A 19284-nucleotide genomic window follows, 5' to 3' on the forward strand; every position below is an offset into this window, starting at 1 on the left:
TTCAGCTCCGAGTTAACCATTTTTCTTCATTTTACATCATCTTGCATTTGTCTCACATTTATTTGAAATGACTATATAGTCATTCATGCCAGCATCAAGACAAACCTGGCGATCGCCCTGCATGGCATTCGCCGTCATTGCAATAATTCGGGGACGAGTATGAGCCGGCCACTCCTGGCAAATACGACGGCTGGCTTCTAGTCCATCCATCTCTGGCATTTGTACATCCATCAGCACTACATCATAAGGCTGGCGGTGCAGGGCTTCCAATACTTCCAATCCATTGGCAGCAACATCGGCCCGGTATCCGATACGCTCTAACAGCAGCAGTGCCACCTTCTGATTCACCAGATGATCCTCTGCTAACAGAATTCGCAGTGGGAGTCTCTCGGCAAGTTTCATATCATCCTGAACGGATATAGGGAGCTGTTGTTGAACTTTTTTCGGTTGAGCTTGTAGCACATGGATCAGTATTTGATAGAGCTGGGATTGTTTGATGGGTTTGCTTAAAAAAGCCGCAAAGTGGGTGGAGAGGGCTGAAGAACTCGCTTCTGGGTAGCCCATTGAAGTCAGCAACACTAGGGGTAAACAGTGGCACTTAGGATGCTGGTGGATGGCTGAGGCGAGTGTGAGACCGTCCATTTGTGGCATTTGCATATCTAAAATAGCCACATCAAAGGTTTCTCCACTCTCAAGCCAGTTGAGCGCTTCCACAGCCGATTGGGCAGCCAGACTCTGCATCCCCCAACTCTCTGCTTGCAACGTCAGAATTTGTCGGTTAGTGGGCTGGTCATCCACGATTAATAAACGCTTGCCAGATAGTTCTGATACCATTTCCATCGGTTCCGCTAACTCAGTAGCAACAGCGGATGCCACAATGGTGAAGTAGAAGGTAGAACCCATTGTGACTCGATTAAGCTTAGCGGCTTGCCATTTTGGTGAAGGGGTTCCTCCGACGTGACCTCTGGTTTCAACCCACATCATGCCGTTCATCATTTCACTAAGTCGCTTACTAATTGCCAGACCTAAACCAGTCCCTCCATACTGCCGAGTCGTCGAAGCATCTACTTGACTAAAAGACTTGAACAGTCGATCGAGCCGGTTGGCTGGAATACCAATGCCTGTGTCTTGAATGGCAAACTGAATTTCATACAAGCTTTCTGACAAGTTATCTGACTCAGAAATCGTTTTGTGAGAATCAACTAAAGAGGCTTCCACGGAAATGGTAACTTCCCCAGTTTCAGTAAACTTAATCGCATTGTTGAGCAAGTTAACTAGAATCTGACGCAGACGGGTGACATCACCCAAAATCAACTTAGGAGTTTGAGGCTGGATGAGGTAGCCCAACTCAATATCCTTCTCATCTGCTTTAACTGCAAGTTGATCGATCGCACCTTCTATGCAATCTCTCAAGCTCAAGGGATGCTTTTCTAGCTCTAGCTTGCCCGACTCAATTTTGGAGAAGTCAAGGATGTCGTTGATGATGCTCAGAAGCGCATCCCCACTATTACGAATTGTCTCGATAAAGTCTCGCTGTTGAGCCTTGAGTTCTGTATCCAGCAGCAGTCCCGTCATGCCAATAACCGCATTCATGGGAGTGCGAATTTCATGGCTCATCATCGCCAGAAATTCACTTTTGGCTCGGTTCGCCGCTTCTGCTTCTCGTCTAGTTTGCTCCAGGGCAAAGTTTTTCAGAGTTAATTCTTCTCGTTGTCGAGTTTCTTGCTCTAGTAATTGGGCTTGAGCGAGAGCAATTCCTACTTGAGTCGCGACGGATTCTAGCAACTCCACTTGATCGGGAGTCCAACTACGGTAGCGATCGCACTGGTGCAAACAAATAGCACCATTCGGTTCTCCTTGGTAAGAGGTTCGCACTGCTAATATCGATCTTAATTTGAGACTGGTACAAATTGAATGATCGCAGGTGAGCAATGAATCGCAATAGACATCTCGGGAGGCGATGGCTTCATCTTGAGCCATCAACTGTTTTGTATAAGCAGGACTCGCGGCCAGAATGTCATGCTCCCCGCTGGAGGCAGAGCCGGGTGCTAGATACTCTGCAACGACAGGAAACTGAGGCTGTGGATTGTCCAGGTATGTGCGAATTAAGCAGCGACTGACCCCAAAAGTTTGTCCAATCTGAATAGCAGCCGTTTCAAATATCTGCTGAGCATTGAGGCTTTGACGAATTTCTTGGGTAATTTGCTTCAGCAGCAGGGCTTTTTCCAATTGTCGTTGTAGTGCTTCTTCTGCCTGCTTGCGATCGCTAATATCCTTCATGAAGCAGTGATACCCCACACAGACATTTTGCTCATCACAAGCAGAGACCATCACCACTTGTTTATAGAACATAGAGCCATTTTTTCGCATCCCCCTAGCTTCTAGTTCGACTCTGCCTTCTCTCAACATTTGCTGATAAGCAGCCACCATCCTTCCAACATCTTCAGGATGAACAGTTTTTTGCCATTCCATCCCTAGCATTTCCTCTGGCTGATATCCGCAGATAGTGGCATAAGTTTCGTTAATAGAGACATAGCGCCCTTGAGGGTCGAGCCGAGAAATTCCTGCCACAGCATTTTCTAGCGCTGCACTCATTTGTTGCAGTTCGGCTTCGGCGCGTTTGCGATCGCTAATTTCAATCAGAATGCAACCCACTGCTATAGGCTGCTCTGCATCCTTGAAAATGGGAAAGTGAGAAACGAGCCAGTAGCGCTTGGCATCCGTTGGACTGGATACTTCTGAGCTCATTTCCAAGCTGATGGAAGGTTGTCCAGTCGTTAAAACCTGTTGTAACAGTGCATTCACCCCAGGAGCAAATTCCCCCAAAATATCATCGGTTGTCTTAACTAAGTGATCCTCCACAGAGTGGCCATTAATTTCAGCTAGTGCCTCATTGATTTGTAAAAATCTAAACTGCCGATCGTGAATGCAAAGCCCGACTCCCGCTAGGGAAGCTCCGTTAAAAAAAGCATTCAATAATTGCTCTCTGGCTTGAATTTCCTGCTCTAACTTTTTGCGCTCGGTAGTATCGCTGTGAGAACCAGTCATACGGACAACTTTGCCCGCTTCATCCAAAAGCGCTTGCCCTCGAGCCAGAATCCACTTGTAGCTCCCATCCTTACACCGCATTTGAAATTCTGTACTATAAAAGGGAGTTTTGCCCTCAAAGTGATCTTGAATTACTTGCATCACCCAACCGAGATCGTCGGGATGCACCCGCTTGCTCCATTCATCCAGGTGATTAGGGATTTCATCGTCTTCGTAGCCCAACATTTCTTTCCAGCGAGTAGAGAAGAATACTTCATTGGTGTTGAGGTTCCAATCCCATACCCCATCATTACTACCGCGTAGGGCGAGTTCCCACCGCTCTTCACTCGCTTGCAGAGCGACTTCTGCCTCATGCCGTTCAATTTCACTACCAATCCATTGAGCCATCAGCTTCAGTAATTCCACATGGGCAGATTTAAAGCTGTCTGCACGGGGAGATTTACTAGAAAAGCTGAGGGTACTGTAGACTTTGCCTGCCACTAAGACTCGTGTTCCAATATAAGCTTCTATGCCAAGAGCAAGATAGGCGGGATGGTAACGCCATTTGGATGTGCCTATATGTTCGATGGTTAGGGGTTCATTTGTGTCTAAAGCTTCACAGCACAAAGTTTGCTTAATATCAAAGACATCACCTGGTTTCAGGACTCCATCGGGCGATCGCGCAACCATCACCTCATAAAGATGATCTTGCACGCGAGCCAAGATGCCACATTCAAGCCCAAAATTCTCACATCCCATGTCAATCAACGCTTGGATGCGCTGCTCAAAATTGAGATTTTGGGTAGAAGTAACTTCATATAAAGCTCGTATCGCTGCCTCTCTTGTTCTTAGTTCAGCTTCGGCTTGTTTACGTCTCTGAATTTCCCCTGTGAGAGATCGATTGATTCTGGATAATTTTTGCGTTCGTTCTTGAACCCGCTGTTCTAATGTGGCGTTGGCTTGTTTAATCTCCCTAAACTTTTGATTGAGTGCGATCGCCATCAATTGAAAATTGCGAGCAAGCTCATTGATTTCAGTAACAGGGCTATATTTCCAGTCAAATGTTTTTTCTGAAAGCTTGTTGGGTAAGTCAGCAGTCGCACCAGCTAAATAGGATAATGGCTTGACAAGTCCTTCGCTAACCAGCGTTGCAAACAACAATGCCAACATTGTGATGACGAGTAGAATAATCAAGTCAGCCTTGTAGCGATTTTGTAAATTTTCTACATAGGGAGAGGCTGGAATTTCTAAGCGTAATCTCCAGTCCAGATCCGAGTTAATTGTAAATTCCTGTATATACAGAGAGTTTTTCCAACGGATCATCGGATTTTTCCCATTGCTAGGAAGCCACTGCTGCAAGGTTCCCTCTAAGGTGCGAGTGCTGCCGTTCTTTGACTCCTGAACATTGGTCAAAAGCTTTTCGTCGGATTGATTACTCGCAATGACTCGGTTGTTTTCATCGAGCAATGTAATGCCTAATTGCCCATCGTTCCTCTGGAAAATGTAGAGAGATTTGAGCTTGCTCAATCCTAATGAACCGTGGATCACCCCAAGAAAACGACCTTGAACTTGCAGGGGTACATTCAATCCTACATGAGGTTCGTCCATTAATAAATCTTTGTGGATAGAAGTCATCCAAGGTTTCGATCGCTCTTGAGCCAGGGTAATGAGAGATTTATGTTCCGTGCTTTCTTCGATCGACCGCCGACTGGTTTGATTAAAAGGAGAAGAATTAGCTAAAATTTTTCCCGATGCCTCTACCACATAAATATGGTCAAAAGCTGGCAACAACTGCTTGATTAGACTAAGGTTTTGTTGTAGTTGACTTGATGATTTAATCGCTGTATTAGCAGCAGTTGATGCTCCTGGCGTGAGCGAGGTTTCAGCTAATGTATTCAAAGCTAAGAGATGTCTGTGATGCCATCTTGATATTGCGCTGGTGAGAGTTTTTGCGTTTGTTTGTAACTCCGTTTGCACCGTCGTTTGGATTTGACCAAGAAAGGATCTACCATCAATAACTAATAGGAGCAGTCCGGGAAAAAAGACAAAAGCAACCAACAGATGAAAAATAGTTTGTTGTAAAGAGAGGGAGAGATTTTTTGAATGACTAACCCACCGATAAATAGGCGCATACGAAATGATTAAGCTGGCCACTAAGGCATTAAAAATGCCGTTGGCTGCTTGTTTGCACATAACGAGGATTGCCTGATTCGCGTCCATGTGCATCATTTGACCGTAGAAAAGCCAAACGAGAGGCATTCCAATTAAGAACCAGTAAATCCCATCGAATAAAAGGAGGTTCGGATGTTTGCGCTTCTTGCAAAGAAACCCTACAAACAGAGCCTCAATTACCAAAATAATCGTGGCGTATGGATGATTCCAAAGGAAATAAGTATAGCTGCCTGCTATTAAACCAGCCAAGCCTCCCCAGCCCCAGCCGAAATAGTAAGCAATAATCAGTATTGCAATACTGCCAAAGAGGAAATCAACTCCAAATAAAAGAGACACACTGAAATAGTTGCCCAGAAAACCCGCAACAGTGAGAAGGGCGATCGCACCTAACCATCTTTTATCACGCACCGAGCTATATCCTCCCATAAACTTCTAGAATCGCTAGTTGCTGAATACGATCTGATTCCGATAAAAAAAGTGCCATAGAGCCGATCTGTTATTTACCTGACAGTTTCTATGAAGAGCGCACCACCAATTGTTTAAGCTTTCAAGCAGCAATCAAGGTTTACTCATGCAGGACTTGATATTTCGCTCAACTTTTAAGAAAAAATTATTCCAAATTACGATAGTTATAGTTTTTACTCTTATGATTTAATGAGTGAACTCATTAACTGTATGAGTTTTGGTACAAAAAGTATTACGACCTTGGTCTTTGGCTTGATAAAGTGCTGCATCGGCAGCAGTAATTAAAGTTTCTGGCAGGCTCTCTTGGGTGGGAATCACAGTGGTAATACCGAAGCTGAGGGTAATGAAATGATTTGGAGAATTCTTATGGACTATTGCTAAAGCTTGGACGCGAGCCTGAATTTTTTTAACGATTTGGACGGCTCCCTTAAGCTCTGTTTCGGGCAAAATCACTACAAATTCTTCACCTCCATAACGTGCGACTAAATCTCCAGCTCGATTAATACTGCCATTGAGAGCTGCGGCAACTTGCTGTAAACATACATCCCCTGCTTGGTGTCCATAAGTATCGTTGTAAGGCTTGAAGAAATCGATATCGCACAAAATTAGTGACAAAGGAGTTTGCTGCCTCGTCATGCGTCGCCACTCGTGCTCTAGCTGTTCGTCAAACTGACGGCGATTGGCAATCTGAGTCAAACCGTCAATTGACGCTAGGTATTTTAATTGTCGATTGGCGGCCTCTAGTTGCTTGTAAAGCAGGGTTTGTTGCTGTTGCAAGTGGAATTGCTGAATCAACCGCCGCACTCTCTGTCGCAGAACAGCCCAGTGAATTGGTTTGGTTATATAGTCAGCCGCTCCCGCTGCAAACGCTCGATCGACAGATTCTTTGTCTTCCAAGCTAGTAATCATCAAAATAGGCGGGCGATCGCTCTCAGGCACTTCCGATAATTTTTGACAACAAGCAAAACCATCCATAGTAGGCATCACTGCATCTAGGAGGATCAGGTCTGGATGTACTTCCTCATAAGCTGCTAGCCCTGTCAACCCATCACTAGCTTCGGCCACTCGGTATTTTTCCTTCTGTAAATACAGTCGAAGTTGCAAACGAATCAAGGCATCGTCATCCACAATCAGAATTAGAGAGGACGGTTCCGTAGATGGGTTAGTCGAAATGGCTGACTCTTCTAATGATTGATACATACGTCATGGTGTATCTCAAGCTTTGGAAACATTCTAGCCTAGCATATTTTGAGCTTGGGATGGAAAGTTAAAAATTGGCAAATATGTCATAAATTATACACCAGCTAAGCTGCATCAACAAAATCCTACGTAGCGTCGGGTTTGTTAAACCAACCGCCACAGTCTACTTAAAATTTATCGCTTTTTTTCGGGGATATAAAGTTTGGCGACTTGCGCTAAGTTTTGTAAATATATAATTATTTTTGGGGGAATTAAACAGTTTTTACAAGGTCAAGCGAGCTTTGACGAACGATCGCCAGATCATAGGCGATCGCCGATGGGATAATATGCTATATTTCTCAACTTAATTCCTGCTTTTTCAGGTGCATCAAATTCCTCCGTTGTCCCACGAGCGATCGTCCGCTCTATTTTTGGGGAATACATCTGATGGTGACACGATCGCGTATTGCTTCGCCCTTGGTTGAGCATTTGTCCGCACCAGGAAGCTCTGACTGCAACATGGCGTAAGCTTTGTTAAGAAACATCTACAGCGTTCTGCGCGAGCTGGGATAGGTTTTTTCTCTTTTTTATCCCAATAATCCCCCAGATAGTGTCTAAACTCATGTCTTTGTGTGTGAGTGGGGAACACATCGTCACAGCATTAGGACCATCTTTCAAAGCATGGGGCATGGCTATCGAAACTGTTTCTCTCATCACATTCCATTAGGAAAGAAACTAACCTAAAAAGTTTACTCTATATATCTTAGCTCTCTTTATCGCTCAATTTTTGACTAAATTTCCTTATTAAAAACAGGAGCTATACTATAATCTATTGGAAACAGTAAATTACGTTGAAGGAGGTCACTTACTATGGAAGTAGCACTATCTAAGGCGGGAAATATGAGCGAGGTAACTTCCAATTTCATTCAAAGAGCTATCGATGGTATTTTTATAAATTGGAGTAATTCCGACCCTCTAGTATCCTGGTTGATGAGTAACTGGTGGATATCTTTAGTAATTTTGCTGCTATTTATATTGATTATCGTGGGTTTCTTACAGGCTTTAGGTAACTTTTTTGCAAAAGGATGGTTATTTATTCTGCAAATCCCTTTAAAATTGATGCAAGGGGTTTTGAGTCTCGGCTCTAAATCTGTAAGTAATCTGGGTGGAGTCGTTGTAAAATCATTGGTTTCAAAGAATCCCCAAGACAAAAATAATTCAGCTTTACAATTGAGGGGAGTTGAATCAAACAGTTTGGAGTCTCAGGAACGACTTGCTAATATTTTGACAAGGTTGGAGGCAATTCGACAAGAGCAGAATCAGCTTTTACAAGAAGCGTCGGCTATTTTAAGCAACAAAATTAAGGCAGAGTGAGAAGGTGTGGGGCGATCGCAACTCGTGGTAAATTTAATACATCCAGGCTTTCCATCAAAGCCAGATCCATGAAGGCTTGTAGTCGATCGCTCAATACGCCATGCCCGATTCCGAATTTTCCGACGATTTAAAATGGACGCCAGAAGCCAAGGCGAAGCTGAAAAATATTCCCTATTTTGTCCGGGGACAAGCTCGCGTCCGCATCGAGCAGTTGGGCCGCGAAGCCGAAACCGAAGTCGTCACCGTTGACTTAGTTGAGCAAGCTCGCATCGAGTTTGGGCAATAAGGGCTCGAAATGTACCCTAAAGCTTTACACTATAATTTGCCTGATTTTGATGTTCACAGAGCTACTGAGTCACCCGTGCGGAAAATAGTTATTGCTGGCAACTGGAAAATGTACAAAACTAGGGCAGAATCCCTAGAGTTTCTTCAAGGATTCATGTCCTGCCTGACGGAAACCCCAGAGGAACGGGAAGTCGTGCTTTGCGTTCCCTTCACTTCCTTGGCTGTCCTGTCGAAAAATTTGCACGGCAGCCGGATCAGACTCGGTGCTCAGAACGTCCACTGGCAAGAGTCAGGAGCTTTTACTGGGGAAATTTCCGGGCCAATGCTGAGTGAACTTGGTGTCCGTTATGTCATCATCGGCCACAGCGAGCGACGCCAATATTTTGGGGAAACTGACGAAACGGTGAATTTGCGGCTGAAAGCTGCTCAGAAATACGATTTAATTCCGATTCTGTGCGTTGGGGAAACCAAGCAGCAGCGAGATGCAGGCGAAACTGAAGCTCACATTTTTTCTCAATTGGAAAAAGATTTGGTTGGTGTTGACCAAAATAAGTTGGTAATTGCTTACGAACCGATTTGGGCGATTGGCACTGGCGATACTTGCGAAAGTAAGGAAGCTAACCGAGTTATTGGTTTGATTCGCAGTAAATTGACTAATCCTGACGTGCCAATTCAGTACGGCGGCTCTGTTAAACCGGAGAATATTGATGAAGTTATGGCGATGCCAGAGATTGACGGCGTTTTGGTAGGCGGTGCGAGTTTGGAAGCTGCGAGTTTTGCTCGAATTGTCAATTATCAGTAATAGGTAATTGCTAGTTGGTAAGTGAATAAGGGCAGCGGGAATTAAACAGCTATCGCCTACAATTGTGATGTGCCGTTGAGTGTTTCTCGGATCGGGAGAATTAACCTATGACTGCGATCGTTAAACCCAAACCAGCCTTAGACGAGTTCCTCAAACTTCCTGAAACTGAACCGGCCTCAGAATTTCTTGAGGGACAAATCATTCAGAAGCCCATGCCTCAAGGTGAACACAGCGTACTTCAAGGTGAACTCTGCAAGACTATCAATCAAGTAGCGAAAACTCGGAAAATTGCCAATGCTTTTCCCGAGTTGCGCTGCACTTTTGGCGACGCATCAATCGTGCCAGATGTAGCAGTATTCCGATGGGAAAGAATTCCTTTTTTGCCGTCGGGTAGAATTGCTAACCGCTTTGACATTAATCCCGACTGGTCGATAGAAATTATCTCTCCAAACCAAAGCCAAACAAAAGTGCTGAGTAACTTACTCCACTGTTCACGAAACGGCACTGAGTTGGGGTGGTTACTAGATCCAGAAGAAGAGAGTATTTTGGCAGTATTTCCAGGACTAAAAGTAGAACTGTACAAAGGTGCAGCTCTGTTGCCAGTAATTGATAAAATTGAATTAGAATTGACAGTGGACACTGTTTTTAGCTGGTTAAGTTTTGGTTGAACAGTGCTGGACGCATTAAGACTCAAAGAAACCGGGTTTTTTACAGAATCTGTGGATTGCAACGAAATATTGTCGTGAAAAAACCCGGTTTCTGGCTACCCGTGCGTCCAGTCCGATATCAAATCCCACGATCGCCATGACAAATAACCCAGAAAAAATTATTATTAGTTGATAGTGTAGGTTGGGTTGAGGAACGAAACCCAACACTCTCAATATGAAATTCTTGTGAGACGGTTGTCCCCCTGCCCAAAAATATAATTTATGGCAACTAACCCAGAAAAAATTACCATTAGAAATAAATCTTTCGAGTGGGGAAAACGCACTTATTTAATGGGCGTTTTGAATGTTACCCCTGACAGTTTTAGCGACGGCGGAGATTTTTATACAATAGAATCTGCTTTAGTGCAAGCTGAAAATATGGTAAAATCCGGTGTAGATATTATTGATATTGGCGGTCAATCTACTCGGCCCGGTGCAGCGGAAATATCTTTAGAAGAGGAGATCGATCGCGTTATACCTCTCGTACAAATACTGCGGCAAAAAGCCGATATTTTTGGCTCAGTTCCTATTTCTGTCGATACTACCAGAGCGCAAGTTGCCAAAGCTGCGGTTGAGGCGGGAGCGGATATAATTAACGATATTTCGGGAGCTACTTTTGATGCGGAAATGCTGTCAACCGTTGCTAAGTTAAAAGTACCAATAATTTTGATGCACATTCGGGGAACTCCCCAGACGATGCAACAACTGACAGATTATCGGGATTTAATGGGGGAAATTGGGGAATTTTTCGAGAGTAGAATTGCGGCAGCAGTTGCTGCGGGGATTGACAAATCTCAAATAATTCTCGACCCTGGTATTGGCTTTGCTAAGAACTACAGTCAAAACTTAGAAATTCTGCGAGAGTTGCGAAAATTCCGTGTTTTAAACTGTCCGATTTTAGTCGGAGTATCGCGAAAAAGCTTCATCGGTCACATTTTGAATCAGCCAGAAGCGAAACAAAGAATTTGGGGGACAGCGGCGGCTTGTACAGGTGCGATCGCAAATTTGGCAGATATCTTGCGAGTACACGATGTCAGAGAAATGCACGATGTTTGTCTGGTTGCCGACGCTATCTTCAGGAATCAGTCTTGAGAAGTGTTAGTCTCGATAACTGTTATTTGGCTGCCCTCAGAAGTAGGCGTCACATCGGGCATAGAACCCATCAGCTCGCCCAGAGCTTCGCTCATGCTTCTGGGGTCCATAAACAGAATTTTGGCATTGTCGCTTTCGCCCAATTTTTGTTGAGCCTCTAAGTATTTTTCGGTTACTAAGTAATTCAAAACTTGCTTGCTATTGGGATGGGAGTCTAAAGCTTCAACTAAGAGCCTCATGTACTCCTTAGTGCCGATCGCCTTATTGACCATTGCTTGCCACTCGCTCTTGGTAGCGCGCTCCAATTCCATAGCTTCTTGCACCCTTTTAGGAGGTGTAATGCTTTGAATTTCCACCCGAATTACTTTGACACCCCAAGTTTCAGTAGCTTCGTCCAACTTTTTGAGTAACTTTTTATTCATGTCATCTCGGGAACCCAAGATGTCTTGCATGGGCAATCGACCAATTTCAGCGCGAAACGTCGTTAAAACTAAGTTGGCGATCGCATTTTCAATTTGATCGATTCCATAATAAGCTTTCTGTAAATTCACAACCCGCCAATACACAACGGCATCGACTTCGAGAGCCACATTATCTCCCGTGATTGCGGACTGAGGTTTAATGTCTAAAACTCTTTCACGGCTTGTGTCCACGCAGACGACTTTTTCGACCAGGGGACTGATAAAGTGGAATCCTGGCTTGAGGGTGCGCTTGTATTGACCCAAACGTTCCACTAAAGCTTCGTCGCCACCGCTGACTATTTTGACGCTTGAGTTAACAGCGTAGCCGAGGATGAGCGCAAAGAGCATGGTAAGAATAGACTGCCCCATTTCTATTTTCCTGCTAAGGTTGACTGAGAATCGATCGGAATTCTACTCTAATTTAACTCAAACTCGGCCCCGCAGTGCTAAAATATCTCGACTGTTAATAACTAAGTATTTCATCGGGTGGGCCCCATCGGCTCCGACTGTTACGGCGCTAGTGAAACCCAGGATATCAACAACACGTTTCCACAAAAGACATGAAAAACGATCGAGAGTTTCGCTTGTTCAAACCTTTGAGGTGGATTGCCCCAAGCATTTTGGTGGGTGCAGGAATCTGCAATGCAGCAGCGGTTCAACCGGCACAAGCTGAGCCAATCGCCCTGCAACTCTCGCAAAACTCGCAGCCCCCACGCCGAGGCCCTGCTGTTCGGGAAGTTATGTCCTACGAGATGAAGGGAGACGAACTCAGAATTTGCAAGCAGGAAGGCAACTCGGAGAAAAAGTGCCAAGTTGTAGGTAAAGGCTACACGGTTGGCTTGAGAACTGCCAACGACCTTTACGGTCAAGGAAATCTTGTCAATGCCGAAGCTTTGTACCGGCAACTAATCGCTCGCTATCCCAAACAAGCGGATGCTTATTACAAGTTGGGAACTATGCTGTCGGGGCAAGGTAAAATGAGCGATGCGATGGTTCAATTCCAAAAAGCAATTGAAGTCAACCCACAGCACGCCAAAGCTCACAACGATTTAGGCGTGGCAATGGCAAGTCAGGGGCAGTTGCCGGAGGCAATTGTTCAGTGGAGACAAGCCGTTAAAATTAACGATCGATATCCCGATGCTTTAAACAATTTAGGAGTCGGTTTGTACCAGCAAGGAGACAAGGAAAACCAAGCGGAGGCAGTAGCCAGCCTCAAAAAAGCTAAGGAGTTATTTATCAAGCAAGGTAGAACTCAAGCTGCTAACAGAGTAGATAAAATTTTGGAGGAAATTAATTCGCGATCCAGCGAATCCTAAACTCAACCGCCGATCGCACATTAAAAGAAAAAACATCTGTGGCGATCGGCGTTAATGGGCGTTCAGCGACGGTTAAACACCCCCAAAAACGGGAATCTAAAGCATTTCCTTCAAAACTTGTAAAATCAAATCTCCATCCACCCGATCGCTCACAGCAGCCTCACCCAAGCGCACCGGCAACACAAACCGCACCTTGCCATCCTGCACCTTTTTATCGAGTTGCAAAGTATGCAAAATTTCCTCAACATCCACACCCGCAGGCAATTTGGCAGGTAAACCCGCTTTTTCAATCAAAGCAGACTGACGGCGATCGCACTGGGCATCCCACATTCCCAACTCCACAGCCAATCGGCTTGATGCAGCCATGCCGATTGCCACTCCTTCCCCGTGATTGATCACCTTGTAATGGGTCAAACTTTCCACAGCATGACCGATGGTGTGCCCGTAATTCAAAATCGCCCGCAAACCCGATTCCTTCTCGTCTTTGCTGACCACCTCAGCCTTAGCTTGGCAAGACCTACTCAAAATTTCTGCCAACAAATCCGCCTTCACATAGCGCATTTGATCCAAACGCTTGCAATTCTCCAACTTCCCAAAAAGTTCAGCATCCCAAATCACCCCGTACTTGATGACTTCCGCCATCGCCGACCGAAACTCCCTCGCCGGCAGAGTTTTGAGTACATCCGGGTCAATCAATACCAAACGTGGCTGGTGAAAAGCCCCGATTAAATTCTTCCCTAAAGGATGATTTACCCCCGTTTTGCCGCCAATCGAAGCATCAACCATCGCCAGCAGCGAAGTCGGAACCTGCACAACATTAATTCCCCGCAGCCAAGTCGCGGCCGCAAAACCCGTCATATCGCCAACCACCCCGCCGCCCAAAGCCACCATTGTCGAGGAACGTTCTAAGCGGTTTTCCAAAGCCGCCCCGTAAATTTTCTGTACCGAATTTAAAGTTTTGTACTGTTCTCCCGGTGGTAAAATGCAGCTACTGACTTCCAGACCGGCCGATTCGAGGGCTGCTGTTGCTCTTTCGCCGTACTGCCGAAAAATTGACTGATTCGACACCAGCAGAACTTTTTTGCCCAAACTTAGATCGCCCATCAGACTGCCGAGTTCGTCTAAACCGCCCGATCGCACGCAAACATTGTAAGATTGTGGCCCCAAGTCAACTTTAATTATCGATTGCATATTTATCTAATTTAGATATTAGATTTTAGATTATCAGAAAATTGGGTTGAAAACCCCGTCACTTCGACGGATTAATGTCGATATAGTGTCGCTCTAGTATGGCATACTAGAGATAGCACAGGCTGAAAAACCGCTATCACAAGACAATATAAATCTGGGGTGTCCCCACTTGACAGGATAGGAAGTAGTAATGCGTAGTGGATGGCGATAACCACGATAAACAGAGCTAGGGTAGCCAATGAGCACCCGTTAAAGGACAAAATCAAATACTTGATATTCAAGTTGTACCGTAGGGCATACGGAAACAAGGGGAGTAATCCTCTAAAGCTTGCGGAGATAAACCCGCTGGGACTCATCTAAATTAGACTCGAAACTTAGTTCTATTGAACGGGTTTGTGGTTTAAGTAGTGCCGAAAGGATAGAGAGTTTTAAGGTGTATCAGTGAACCAAGAATCCCTACCTATTAAGGCTGGGGAGTGTCAAAGGTCTTTTTATTGATTGTTTGGGAGAAATTGCAATGACTCTTAGCGGAGTAATAACTTATTTCGGGCTTTTCGGCGGAATGGTCGGCTTGGCGACAGTGCTGATGTTTGGTCTGCGGGCTGTCAAACTCATCTAATTTACTGATTGATATGTCTGAACCAGAGTATTTAATCTCTGGCAAAAGTATCAGTTCGACAAAGTATTTGCGCCAAAAATCTCTAGGTTTATCTGTAGATTGACGGCGCAAATGCTTCATTTCATAAAACTTTTGGCTGGAACGATCGTGCTTATTCTAATTGACGAGCATCTTCAGCAGGTGGATGCCAACCACCTTCTACCCAAAACCTGCGCGATCGCCGAATCGAATCCTCTTCATCATAACGTTCATCATTAAGGTCAAGCCGATTGCAAGTTGCTCGACCTATGGGAGTTTTAGGGACAATATTTAGACCATCTGCTGTCCAGATAAAATGTTCTGACCACGGCTGCAGACGAGGATTAAATAATAAACATTCTTGCTGAGTTTCCTTGTCAATTCCGTTGGTAAAATTGTAGTGGCGTTCGTTGCAGCGACGGCAAGCTAATGCTAAATTTTCACTGTCATCAGCTCCGCCGAGAGATTTGGGCATGAGATGATCTATGGTAAAGCGATCTGGGCTTAGATATTCTGGAGAGTGGCAGTATTCGCAGAGATATTTAGCTCGTTGTCGTATAAATTGTCGAGTGCGATCGGACACCATTTAGCTTGGGTGGAAAGTTGGGCGTTAATCAAGGTAAAAATTCGGGATAGTTCGATGATGCCAGCTAATTCTGGAATTTCATCGACAGCTAACAAATCTAGTCTTTTTCTCTCTAGCAGTTCTTCCATGCGAGATTGGAGATCGTCGGTAAATCTGAATAAGTAAATATTCCCAAATTCTACCATTTTGATGCCTTGGGGCATCAAAGAAGAAGGTTTTACCATTAATTGAGTATTCATAGGAATAACAGCTCTCAGATACTCTTGGAATATTGTAGCTTATCCGTGGTTAAGTGAATTTAAGGAAAGAGCGATCGCACTTGCTATAAAACACGATCGCTCCTGATTAATTAAAACATTCAATCTAATTGAGTCGATCGAACTTCTGGCAATTTCTCCACCCCAGTCGTATCAAAAACAATCGCCTGTGTAGCAGTCGGCAACAACCGCCGTAAAATCTGGAGATATCCCTCTGCATCACCTCGACGGTGGAACCTAGCCACAACCAATCGCTGCATATTTGGCAATTGCCGCACGATACACCAGGGATGAGTGTTTAATTTGGGCTTGGATGTTGGTATCATAGGGTAATCCTTCCCCACGTTCGTGGGGTGTGGTAGAAAAGGCGATCGCCCTTAAGTTTTCCAGGCTCTGAGGGCGATCGTTTTGAATTATTTACAGTTTAAGGTTAAATCTAACCTGTTGTCAAGGGTAAAATGGGGCGAGTTAGACTAAAAATTCGAGAGTTGGCAGAAGAAAAGGGGTGGACGCTGCAAGACGTGGCCGAGCGCTCTGGGGTTAATTACAACACGGTTAAAGGGTACGCTAGACGCGATGATGGGATGAGTATGGTCGATCTGAGCGCCGTTCAGAAAATCGCTGTTGCTTTTGATGTCATGATTGAAGATTTGGTCGAGTTTTTGGAATAGTAAGGGCGATCGCGCTAATGGGATATGTTAGATTGCGGATTCGAGAACTAGCTGAGCAAAAGGGTTGGACACTAAAGCAAGTTGCCGATGGGGAGTCAACTACAACACAGTAAAAAGCTACGGGAGGCGCGATGCTTTAAACACAGTCGATCTTTCTGCTGTCTACAAAATTGCCCGTGCTTTCGACGTAAGGATGGAAGATTTGGTTGAGATTTTGGAAGATTGAGGGCGCACCAATGGGGCGAGTTAGACTAAAAATTCGAGAGTTGGCAGAAGAAAAGGCATTGATTTTGCAGTATAATGCACTAGAGTTTTGCGGACAACCACAGTGAAGTCCGGTTAAAAAACATGGTTCATTCCATTGCAACACATTCACTAGAAGAGTTTCTCGCTCAACCAAATATTGAGTCTTCGCCCGCATGGGAATTGATTGCTGGGCGGGCAGTTCAAAAAACTATGCCAACTCTGTTTAACTCGCGATTGCAAAACAAGTTGGTTAACTATATCAACGATCGTACCGATAGATTTGAAGCAGTCCCTCAATTGCGCTGCTTGATACCTCCCCATTCACCTGTGCCAGATATCGCGATCGTAGCGTGCGATAGGCTTCCTGATGAAGACGGGCCGTTTGATGGAGCGCCAGATTGGTTGATTGAAATTAGATCGCCAAATCAAAGCACTTTAGACTTGCAGAATAAGATTCTCCTTTGCCTTAGCAATGGAACGCAATTAGCATGGTTAATAGATTTATCTCGCCAACAAGTTTGGGTATGGCAGGGCGATAACCTACCCCTAGTTTGTTCGGGAGCAGACATTTTGCCAACTTTAAGTATTGTAGCAGAACTTACTGTGGATGCTGTGATGGCAATGACGCGGCGACAATAGGGGGTTTTTAACACTCAAACTCTGAATAATTGTCGCAGAATTTCGTCTGACGCGCCCTTTCCCCTAAAATAATTTTTACTAGATCCCCAATCCAAAATCTAAAATCTAAAATCTAAAATCGAAATGACTCATTCCACCGATATCGTCACCCTCGCCCGCTGGATGGCCGCCGACTTCAGCAACCAAGCCCAAGCCTTTGAAAACCCGCCATTCTTCGCCCACATCCGCGTCTGCATGAGGCCTTTGCCCGTCGAAGTTCTGGATGGGCTCAGCTTGTACCTAGAGCAAGCCTATGATATCGAACTGAATGTACCGTACCGAGTCCGAGTTTTGAAATTAGTCCCGGTGGGCGATCGAATCGACATCGAAAATTATGCCATAGAAAACGAAGAACAATTCTACGGCGCTTCCCGCGACCCACAACGCCTGCAAGAAATCAAAAAAGCACAACTGACACTGCTTCCCGGCTGCACCTTTATTACGCAGTGGACGGGACACAGCTTCAAAGGGTCTGTCGAACCCGGAAAAGGCTGCACGGTGGTCAGAAAGGGCAAAAAAACCTATCTAGACAGCGAATTCGAGATTGACCAAGACAAATTTATTAGCCACGATCGCGGACGCGACCCAGAAACCGACGCCCACGTCTGGGGAGCCCAGGCCGGCCCTTTTGAATTCACCCGCCGCGCCAGTTTCGCCGACGAAATTCCGGTTTAATCCAAAAAAACAGAGTCCCTCCTGGGCGAACACGCTTGATTAAAGGTTCAGAATGCACCAATACCTGGTACATTAACCCAGTATTGGCAAGCAAGATTCACCGTTGATTTATGAAAGTCCTGGTTATTGGTGGCGATGGCTATTGCGGTTGGGCAACCGCACTCTACCTTTCTAACAAGGGTTACGAAGTTGGCATCCTCGACAGCTTCGTGCGACGGCACTGGGATCTGGAACTGTGCAGCGACACCCTCACTCCCATCGCACCGATTCAGCAAAGACTCCAGCGATGGCAAGATTTAACGGGCAAGTCGATCGACTTGTTCGTCGGTGACATCACCAACTACGATTTTCTCAGCAAAAGCATGAGAAAATTTGCACCAGAGGCGATCGTCCATTTCGGCGAACAGCGTTCGGCACCTTTCTCAATGATCGATCGCGAACACGCAGTCCTCACTCAAGTCAATAACGTCGTCGGGACACTCAACCTGCTGTACGCCATCCGCGAAGACTTCCCCGATTGTCACCTAGTTAAATTGGGGACAATGGGCGAATACGGCACCCCGAATATTGACATTGAAGAAGGCTACATTACGATCGAACACAACGGCCGCAAGGATACACTACCCTATCCCAAACAACCAGGCAGTTTCTACCACCTGTCAAAAGTCCACGACTCCCACAACATCCATTTTGCTTGCAAAATCTGGGGTTTAAGAGCCACCGACTTAAATCAGGGCGTAGTCTACGGCGTGCTCACAGATGAAACCGGCATGGACGAACTGTTGATCAACCGTTTGGACTACGACGGAGTATTCGGTACAGCATTGAACAGATTTTGCATCCAAGCTGCGATCGGTCATCCTTTGACAGTTTACGGAACTGGCGGACAAACCCGCAGCTTCTTAGACATTCGGGATACCGTGCGGTGCGTGGAATTGGCTCTAGCCAACCCTGCCGAAGCCGGACAATTCCGCGTCTTCAACCAATTTACCGAACAATTCAGCGTCGGCGACTTAGCCTCCTTGGTGCAAAAAGCAGGCATGGCAATGGGATTAAAGGTAGAAATAAACAACATCGAAAATCCCAGAGTCGAGAAAGAAGAACATTATTTCAATGCCAAAAACACCAATTTGCTAGACCTCGGTTTGCAACCGCACTATCTCTCAGATTCCCTGCTCGATTCTCTGCTGAATTTTGCTACCAAATATCAGCATCGTGTCGATAAAAACCAGATTTTGCCGAAGGTTTCTTGGAAGTAAGTTCTGGTATCTATTTGCGGGTAAGAGATTTTTTAATTAACCGCGAAGGCGCGAAGGGCGCGAAGTAAGAGGAAAGAAGGGAAGAGATGAGAAGGGTTCGCAAGTTCTGAATGGATTTGGCTGTATATTACGATGATCTATCTTTTGTATCTCTTGCTCTGTGTCCTCTGTGTCCTCTGCGGTTAATTAAAAAATGGCATCAGG

General features: G+C 45.3%; 20 protein-coding genes. 12 read left to right on the forward strand and 8 right to left on the reverse strand.

Features of this window, described 5'->3' with window-relative positions; all coding sequences use genetic code 11:
- Positions 1–36: 36 nt before the first annotated feature.
- From QUB77_RS29120 to QUB77_RS29130, 3 genes are all read right to left on the reverse strand, one after another.
- A complete protein-coding gene (locus QUB77_RS29120) occupies positions 37–5625 on the reverse strand; it encodes a PAS domain S-box protein (RefSeq protein ID WP_445251900.1) in 5589 nt (1862 codons plus the stop codon).
- A gap of 225 nt (positions 5626–5850) precedes the next feature.
- Positions 5851–6864 carry a PleD family two-component system response regulator gene (locus QUB77_RS29125; protein ID WP_333179937.1) on the reverse strand — a complete coding sequence of 338 codons (1014 nt, stop codon included), beginning with the start codon at positions 6862–6864 and terminating at the stop codon, positions 5851–5853.
- A gap of 300 nt (positions 6865–7164) precedes the next feature.
- Complete coding sequence (locus QUB77_RS29130; protein ID WP_333179934.1) at positions 7165–7332, reverse strand: hypothetical protein; 168 nt, start codon at positions 7330–7332, stop codon at positions 7165–7167.
- Positions 7333–7713: 381 nt separating this feature from the next.
- Between QUB77_RS29130 and QUB77_RS29135 the strand changes: the two genes are divergently transcribed.
- From QUB77_RS29135 to folP, 5 genes are all read left to right on the forward strand, one after another.
- Positions 7714–8217 (forward strand): hypothetical protein, encoded by a 504-nt coding sequence (locus QUB77_RS29135; RefSeq protein ID WP_333179932.1) that lies wholly within the window; start codon positions 7714–7716, stop codon positions 8215–8217.
- Between the two features lie 100 nt (positions 8218–8317).
- A complete protein-coding gene (locus tag QUB77_RS29140) occupies positions 8318–8503 on the forward strand; it encodes a PCP reductase family protein (protein ID WP_333179929.1) in 186 nt (61 codons plus the stop codon).
- Between the two features lie 75 nt (positions 8504–8578).
- Positions 8579–9304 (forward strand): triose-phosphate isomerase, encoded by a 726-nt coding sequence (tpiA, locus tag QUB77_RS29145; RefSeq protein WP_333179952.1) that lies wholly within the window; start codon positions 8579–8581, stop codon positions 9302–9304.
- Between the two features lie 107 nt (positions 9305–9411).
- Complete coding sequence (locus QUB77_RS29150; protein ID WP_333179926.1) at positions 9412–9972, forward strand: Uma2 family endonuclease; 561 nt, start codon at positions 9412–9414, stop codon at positions 9970–9972.
- A gap of 261 nt (positions 9973–10233) precedes the next feature.
- The gene (folP, locus tag QUB77_RS29155) at positions 10234–11103 is read left to right on the forward strand and encodes a dihydropteroate synthase (RefSeq protein ID WP_333179923.1); all 870 of its coding nucleotides are present in this window, start codon (positions 10234–10236) and stop codon (positions 11101–11103) included.
- On the opposite strand, the gene QUB77_RS29160 is transcribed toward folP, so the two are convergent.
- Positions 11094–11933, reverse strand: coding sequence for a stomatin-like protein (locus tag QUB77_RS29160; protein WP_333179921.1), 840 nt, complete (start codon positions 11931–11933; stop codon positions 11094–11096). The two genes, folP and QUB77_RS29160, sit on opposite strands and share 10 nt — an antisense overlap.
- A gap of 191 nt (positions 11934–12124) precedes the next feature.
- On the opposite strand from QUB77_RS29160, the gene QUB77_RS29165 reads away from it, so the two are divergent.
- Complete coding sequence (locus tag QUB77_RS29165; RefSeq protein WP_333179918.1) at positions 12125–12880, forward strand: tetratricopeptide repeat protein; 756 nt, start codon at positions 12125–12127, stop codon at positions 12878–12880.
- 96 nt (positions 12881–12976) lie between these two features.
- Here the strand turns inward: QUB77_RS29165 and aroB are convergent, their stop codons facing one another.
- The gene (aroB, locus tag QUB77_RS29170) at positions 12977–14071 is read right to left on the reverse strand and encodes a 3-dehydroquinate synthase (protein ID WP_333179915.1); all 1095 of its coding nucleotides are present in this window, start codon (positions 14069–14071) and stop codon (positions 12977–12979) included.
- A 517-nt stretch (positions 14072–14588) separates the two neighbouring features.
- Between aroB and petL the strand changes: the two genes are divergently transcribed.
- Positions 14589–14690, forward strand: a complete 102-nt coding sequence (gene petL, locus QUB77_RS29175) for a cytochrome b6-f complex subunit PetL (protein ID WP_333179912.1) — start codon at positions 14589–14591, stop codon at positions 14688–14690.
- Between the two features lie 151 nt (positions 14691–14841).
- Here the strand turns inward: petL and QUB77_RS29180 are convergent, their stop codons facing one another.
- The 3 genes from QUB77_RS29180 to QUB77_RS29190 form a co-directional block, all read right to left on the reverse strand.
- On the reverse strand, positions 14842–15183 hold the full coding sequence (locus QUB77_RS29180; RefSeq protein WP_333179911.1) for an HNH endonuclease: 342 nt from the start codon (positions 15181–15183) through the stop codon (positions 14842–14844).
- 29 nt (positions 15184–15212) lie between these two features.
- Positions 15213–15533 (reverse strand): hypothetical protein, encoded by a 321-nt coding sequence (locus QUB77_RS29185; protein WP_333179908.1) that lies wholly within the window; start codon positions 15531–15533, stop codon positions 15213–15215.
- Between the two features lie 119 nt (positions 15534–15652).
- Positions 15653–15877, reverse strand: coding sequence for a hypothetical protein (locus tag QUB77_RS29190; protein WP_333179905.1), 225 nt, complete (start codon positions 15875–15877; stop codon positions 15653–15655).
- A gap of 132 nt (positions 15878–16009) precedes the next feature.
- Here QUB77_RS29190 and QUB77_RS29195 point away from each other — a divergent pair, with 132 nt between their 5' ends.
- The 5 genes from QUB77_RS29195 to QUB77_RS29215 all read left to right on the forward strand — a co-directional run bounded on the left by QUB77_RS29195 (position 16010) and on the right by QUB77_RS29215 (position 19080).
- Positions 16010–16222, forward strand: a complete 213-nt coding sequence (locus QUB77_RS29195) for a helix-turn-helix transcriptional regulator (protein ID WP_333179902.1) — start codon at positions 16010–16012, stop codon at positions 16220–16222.
- A gap of 64 nt (positions 16223–16286) precedes the next feature.
- Positions 16287–16448: a helix-turn-helix domain-containing protein gene (locus QUB77_RS29200; protein WP_445251777.1), complete on the forward strand. Its 162-nt coding sequence runs from the start codon at positions 16287–16289 to the stop codon at positions 16446–16448.
- A 122-nt stretch (positions 16449–16570) separates the two neighbouring features.
- A complete protein-coding gene (locus QUB77_RS29205) occupies positions 16571–17107 on the forward strand; it encodes a Uma2 family endonuclease (RefSeq protein ID WP_333179899.1) in 537 nt (178 codons plus the stop codon).
- Positions 17108–17230: 123 nt separating this feature from the next.
- Positions 17231–17821 carry a chromophore lyase CpcT/CpeT gene (locus tag QUB77_RS29210; RefSeq protein WP_333179897.1) on the forward strand — a complete coding sequence of 197 codons (591 nt, stop codon included), beginning with the start codon at positions 17231–17233 and terminating at the stop codon, positions 17819–17821.
- 110 nt (positions 17822–17931) lie between these two features.
- Positions 17932–19080, forward strand: a complete 1149-nt coding sequence (locus QUB77_RS29215; RefSeq protein WP_333157183.1) for an NAD-dependent epimerase/dehydratase family protein — start codon at positions 17932–17934, stop codon at positions 19078–19080.
- Positions 19081–19284 lie beyond the last annotated feature (204 nt).

The organism is Microcoleus sp. AT9b-C3, assembly GCF_036705485.1.
GTDB lineage: Bacteria > Cyanobacteriota > Cyanobacteriia > Cyanobacteriales > Microcoleaceae > Microcoleus.

Coding starts and splice junctions, on each gene's coding strand:
- QUB77_RS29120 (WP_445251900.1), bottom strand. CDS start 5,625: ATGGGAGGATATAGCTCGGTGCGTGATAAAAGATGGTTAGGTGCGATC.
- QUB77_RS29125 (WP_333179937.1), bottom strand. CDS start 6,864: ATGTATCAATCATTAGAAGAGTCAGCCATTTCGACTAACCCATCTACG.
- QUB77_RS29130 (WP_333179934.1), bottom strand. CDS start 7,332: ATGCTCAACCAAGGGCGAAGCAATACGCGATCGTGTCACCATCAGATG.
- QUB77_RS29135 (WP_333179932.1), top strand. CDS start 7,714: ATGGAAGTAGCACTATCTAAGGCGGGAAATATGAGCGAGGTAACTTCC.
- QUB77_RS29140 (WP_333179929.1), top strand. CDS start 8,318: ATGCCCGATTCCGAATTTTCCGACGATTTAAAATGGACGCCAGAAGCC.
- QUB77_RS29150 (WP_333179926.1), top strand. CDS start 9,412: ATGACTGCGATCGTTAAACCCAAACCAGCCTTAGACGAGTTCCTCAAA.
- folP (WP_333179923.1), top strand. CDS start 10,234: ATGGCAACTAACCCAGAAAAAATTACCATTAGAAATAAATCTTTCGAG.
- QUB77_RS29160 (WP_333179921.1), bottom strand. CDS start 11,933: ATGGGGCAGTCTATTCTTACCATGCTCTTTGCGCTCATCCTCGGCTAC.
- QUB77_RS29165 (WP_333179918.1), top strand. CDS start 12,125: ATGAAAAACGATCGAGAGTTTCGCTTGTTCAAACCTTTGAGGTGGATT.
- aroB (WP_333179915.1), bottom strand. CDS start 14,071: ATGCAATCGATAATTAAAGTTGACTTGGGGCCACAATCTTACAATGTT.
- petL (WP_333179912.1), top strand. CDS start 14,589: ATGACTCTTAGCGGAGTAATAACTTATTTCGGGCTTTTCGGCGGAATG.
- QUB77_RS29180 (WP_333179911.1), bottom strand. CDS start 15,183: ATGCCCAAATCTCTCGGCGGAGCTGATGACAGTGAAAATTTAGCATTA.
- QUB77_RS29185 (WP_333179908.1), bottom strand. CDS start 15,533: ATGAATACTCAATTAATGGTAAAACCTTCTTCTTTGATGCCCCAAGGC.
- QUB77_RS29190 (WP_333179905.1), bottom strand. CDS start 15,877: ATGATACCAACATCCAAGCCCAAATTAAACACTCATCCCTGGTGTATC.
- QUB77_RS29195 (WP_333179902.1), top strand. CDS start 16,010: ATGGGGCGAGTTAGACTAAAAATTCGAGAGTTGGCAGAAGAAAAGGGG.
- QUB77_RS29205 (WP_333179899.1), top strand. CDS start 16,571: ATGGTTCATTCCATTGCAACACATTCACTAGAAGAGTTTCTCGCTCAA.
- QUB77_RS29210 (WP_333179897.1), top strand. CDS start 17,231: ATGACTCATTCCACCGATATCGTCACCCTCGCCCGCTGGATGGCCGCC.
- QUB77_RS29215 (WP_333157183.1), top strand. CDS start 17,932: ATGAAAGTCCTGGTTATTGGTGGCGATGGCTATTGCGGTTGGGCAACC.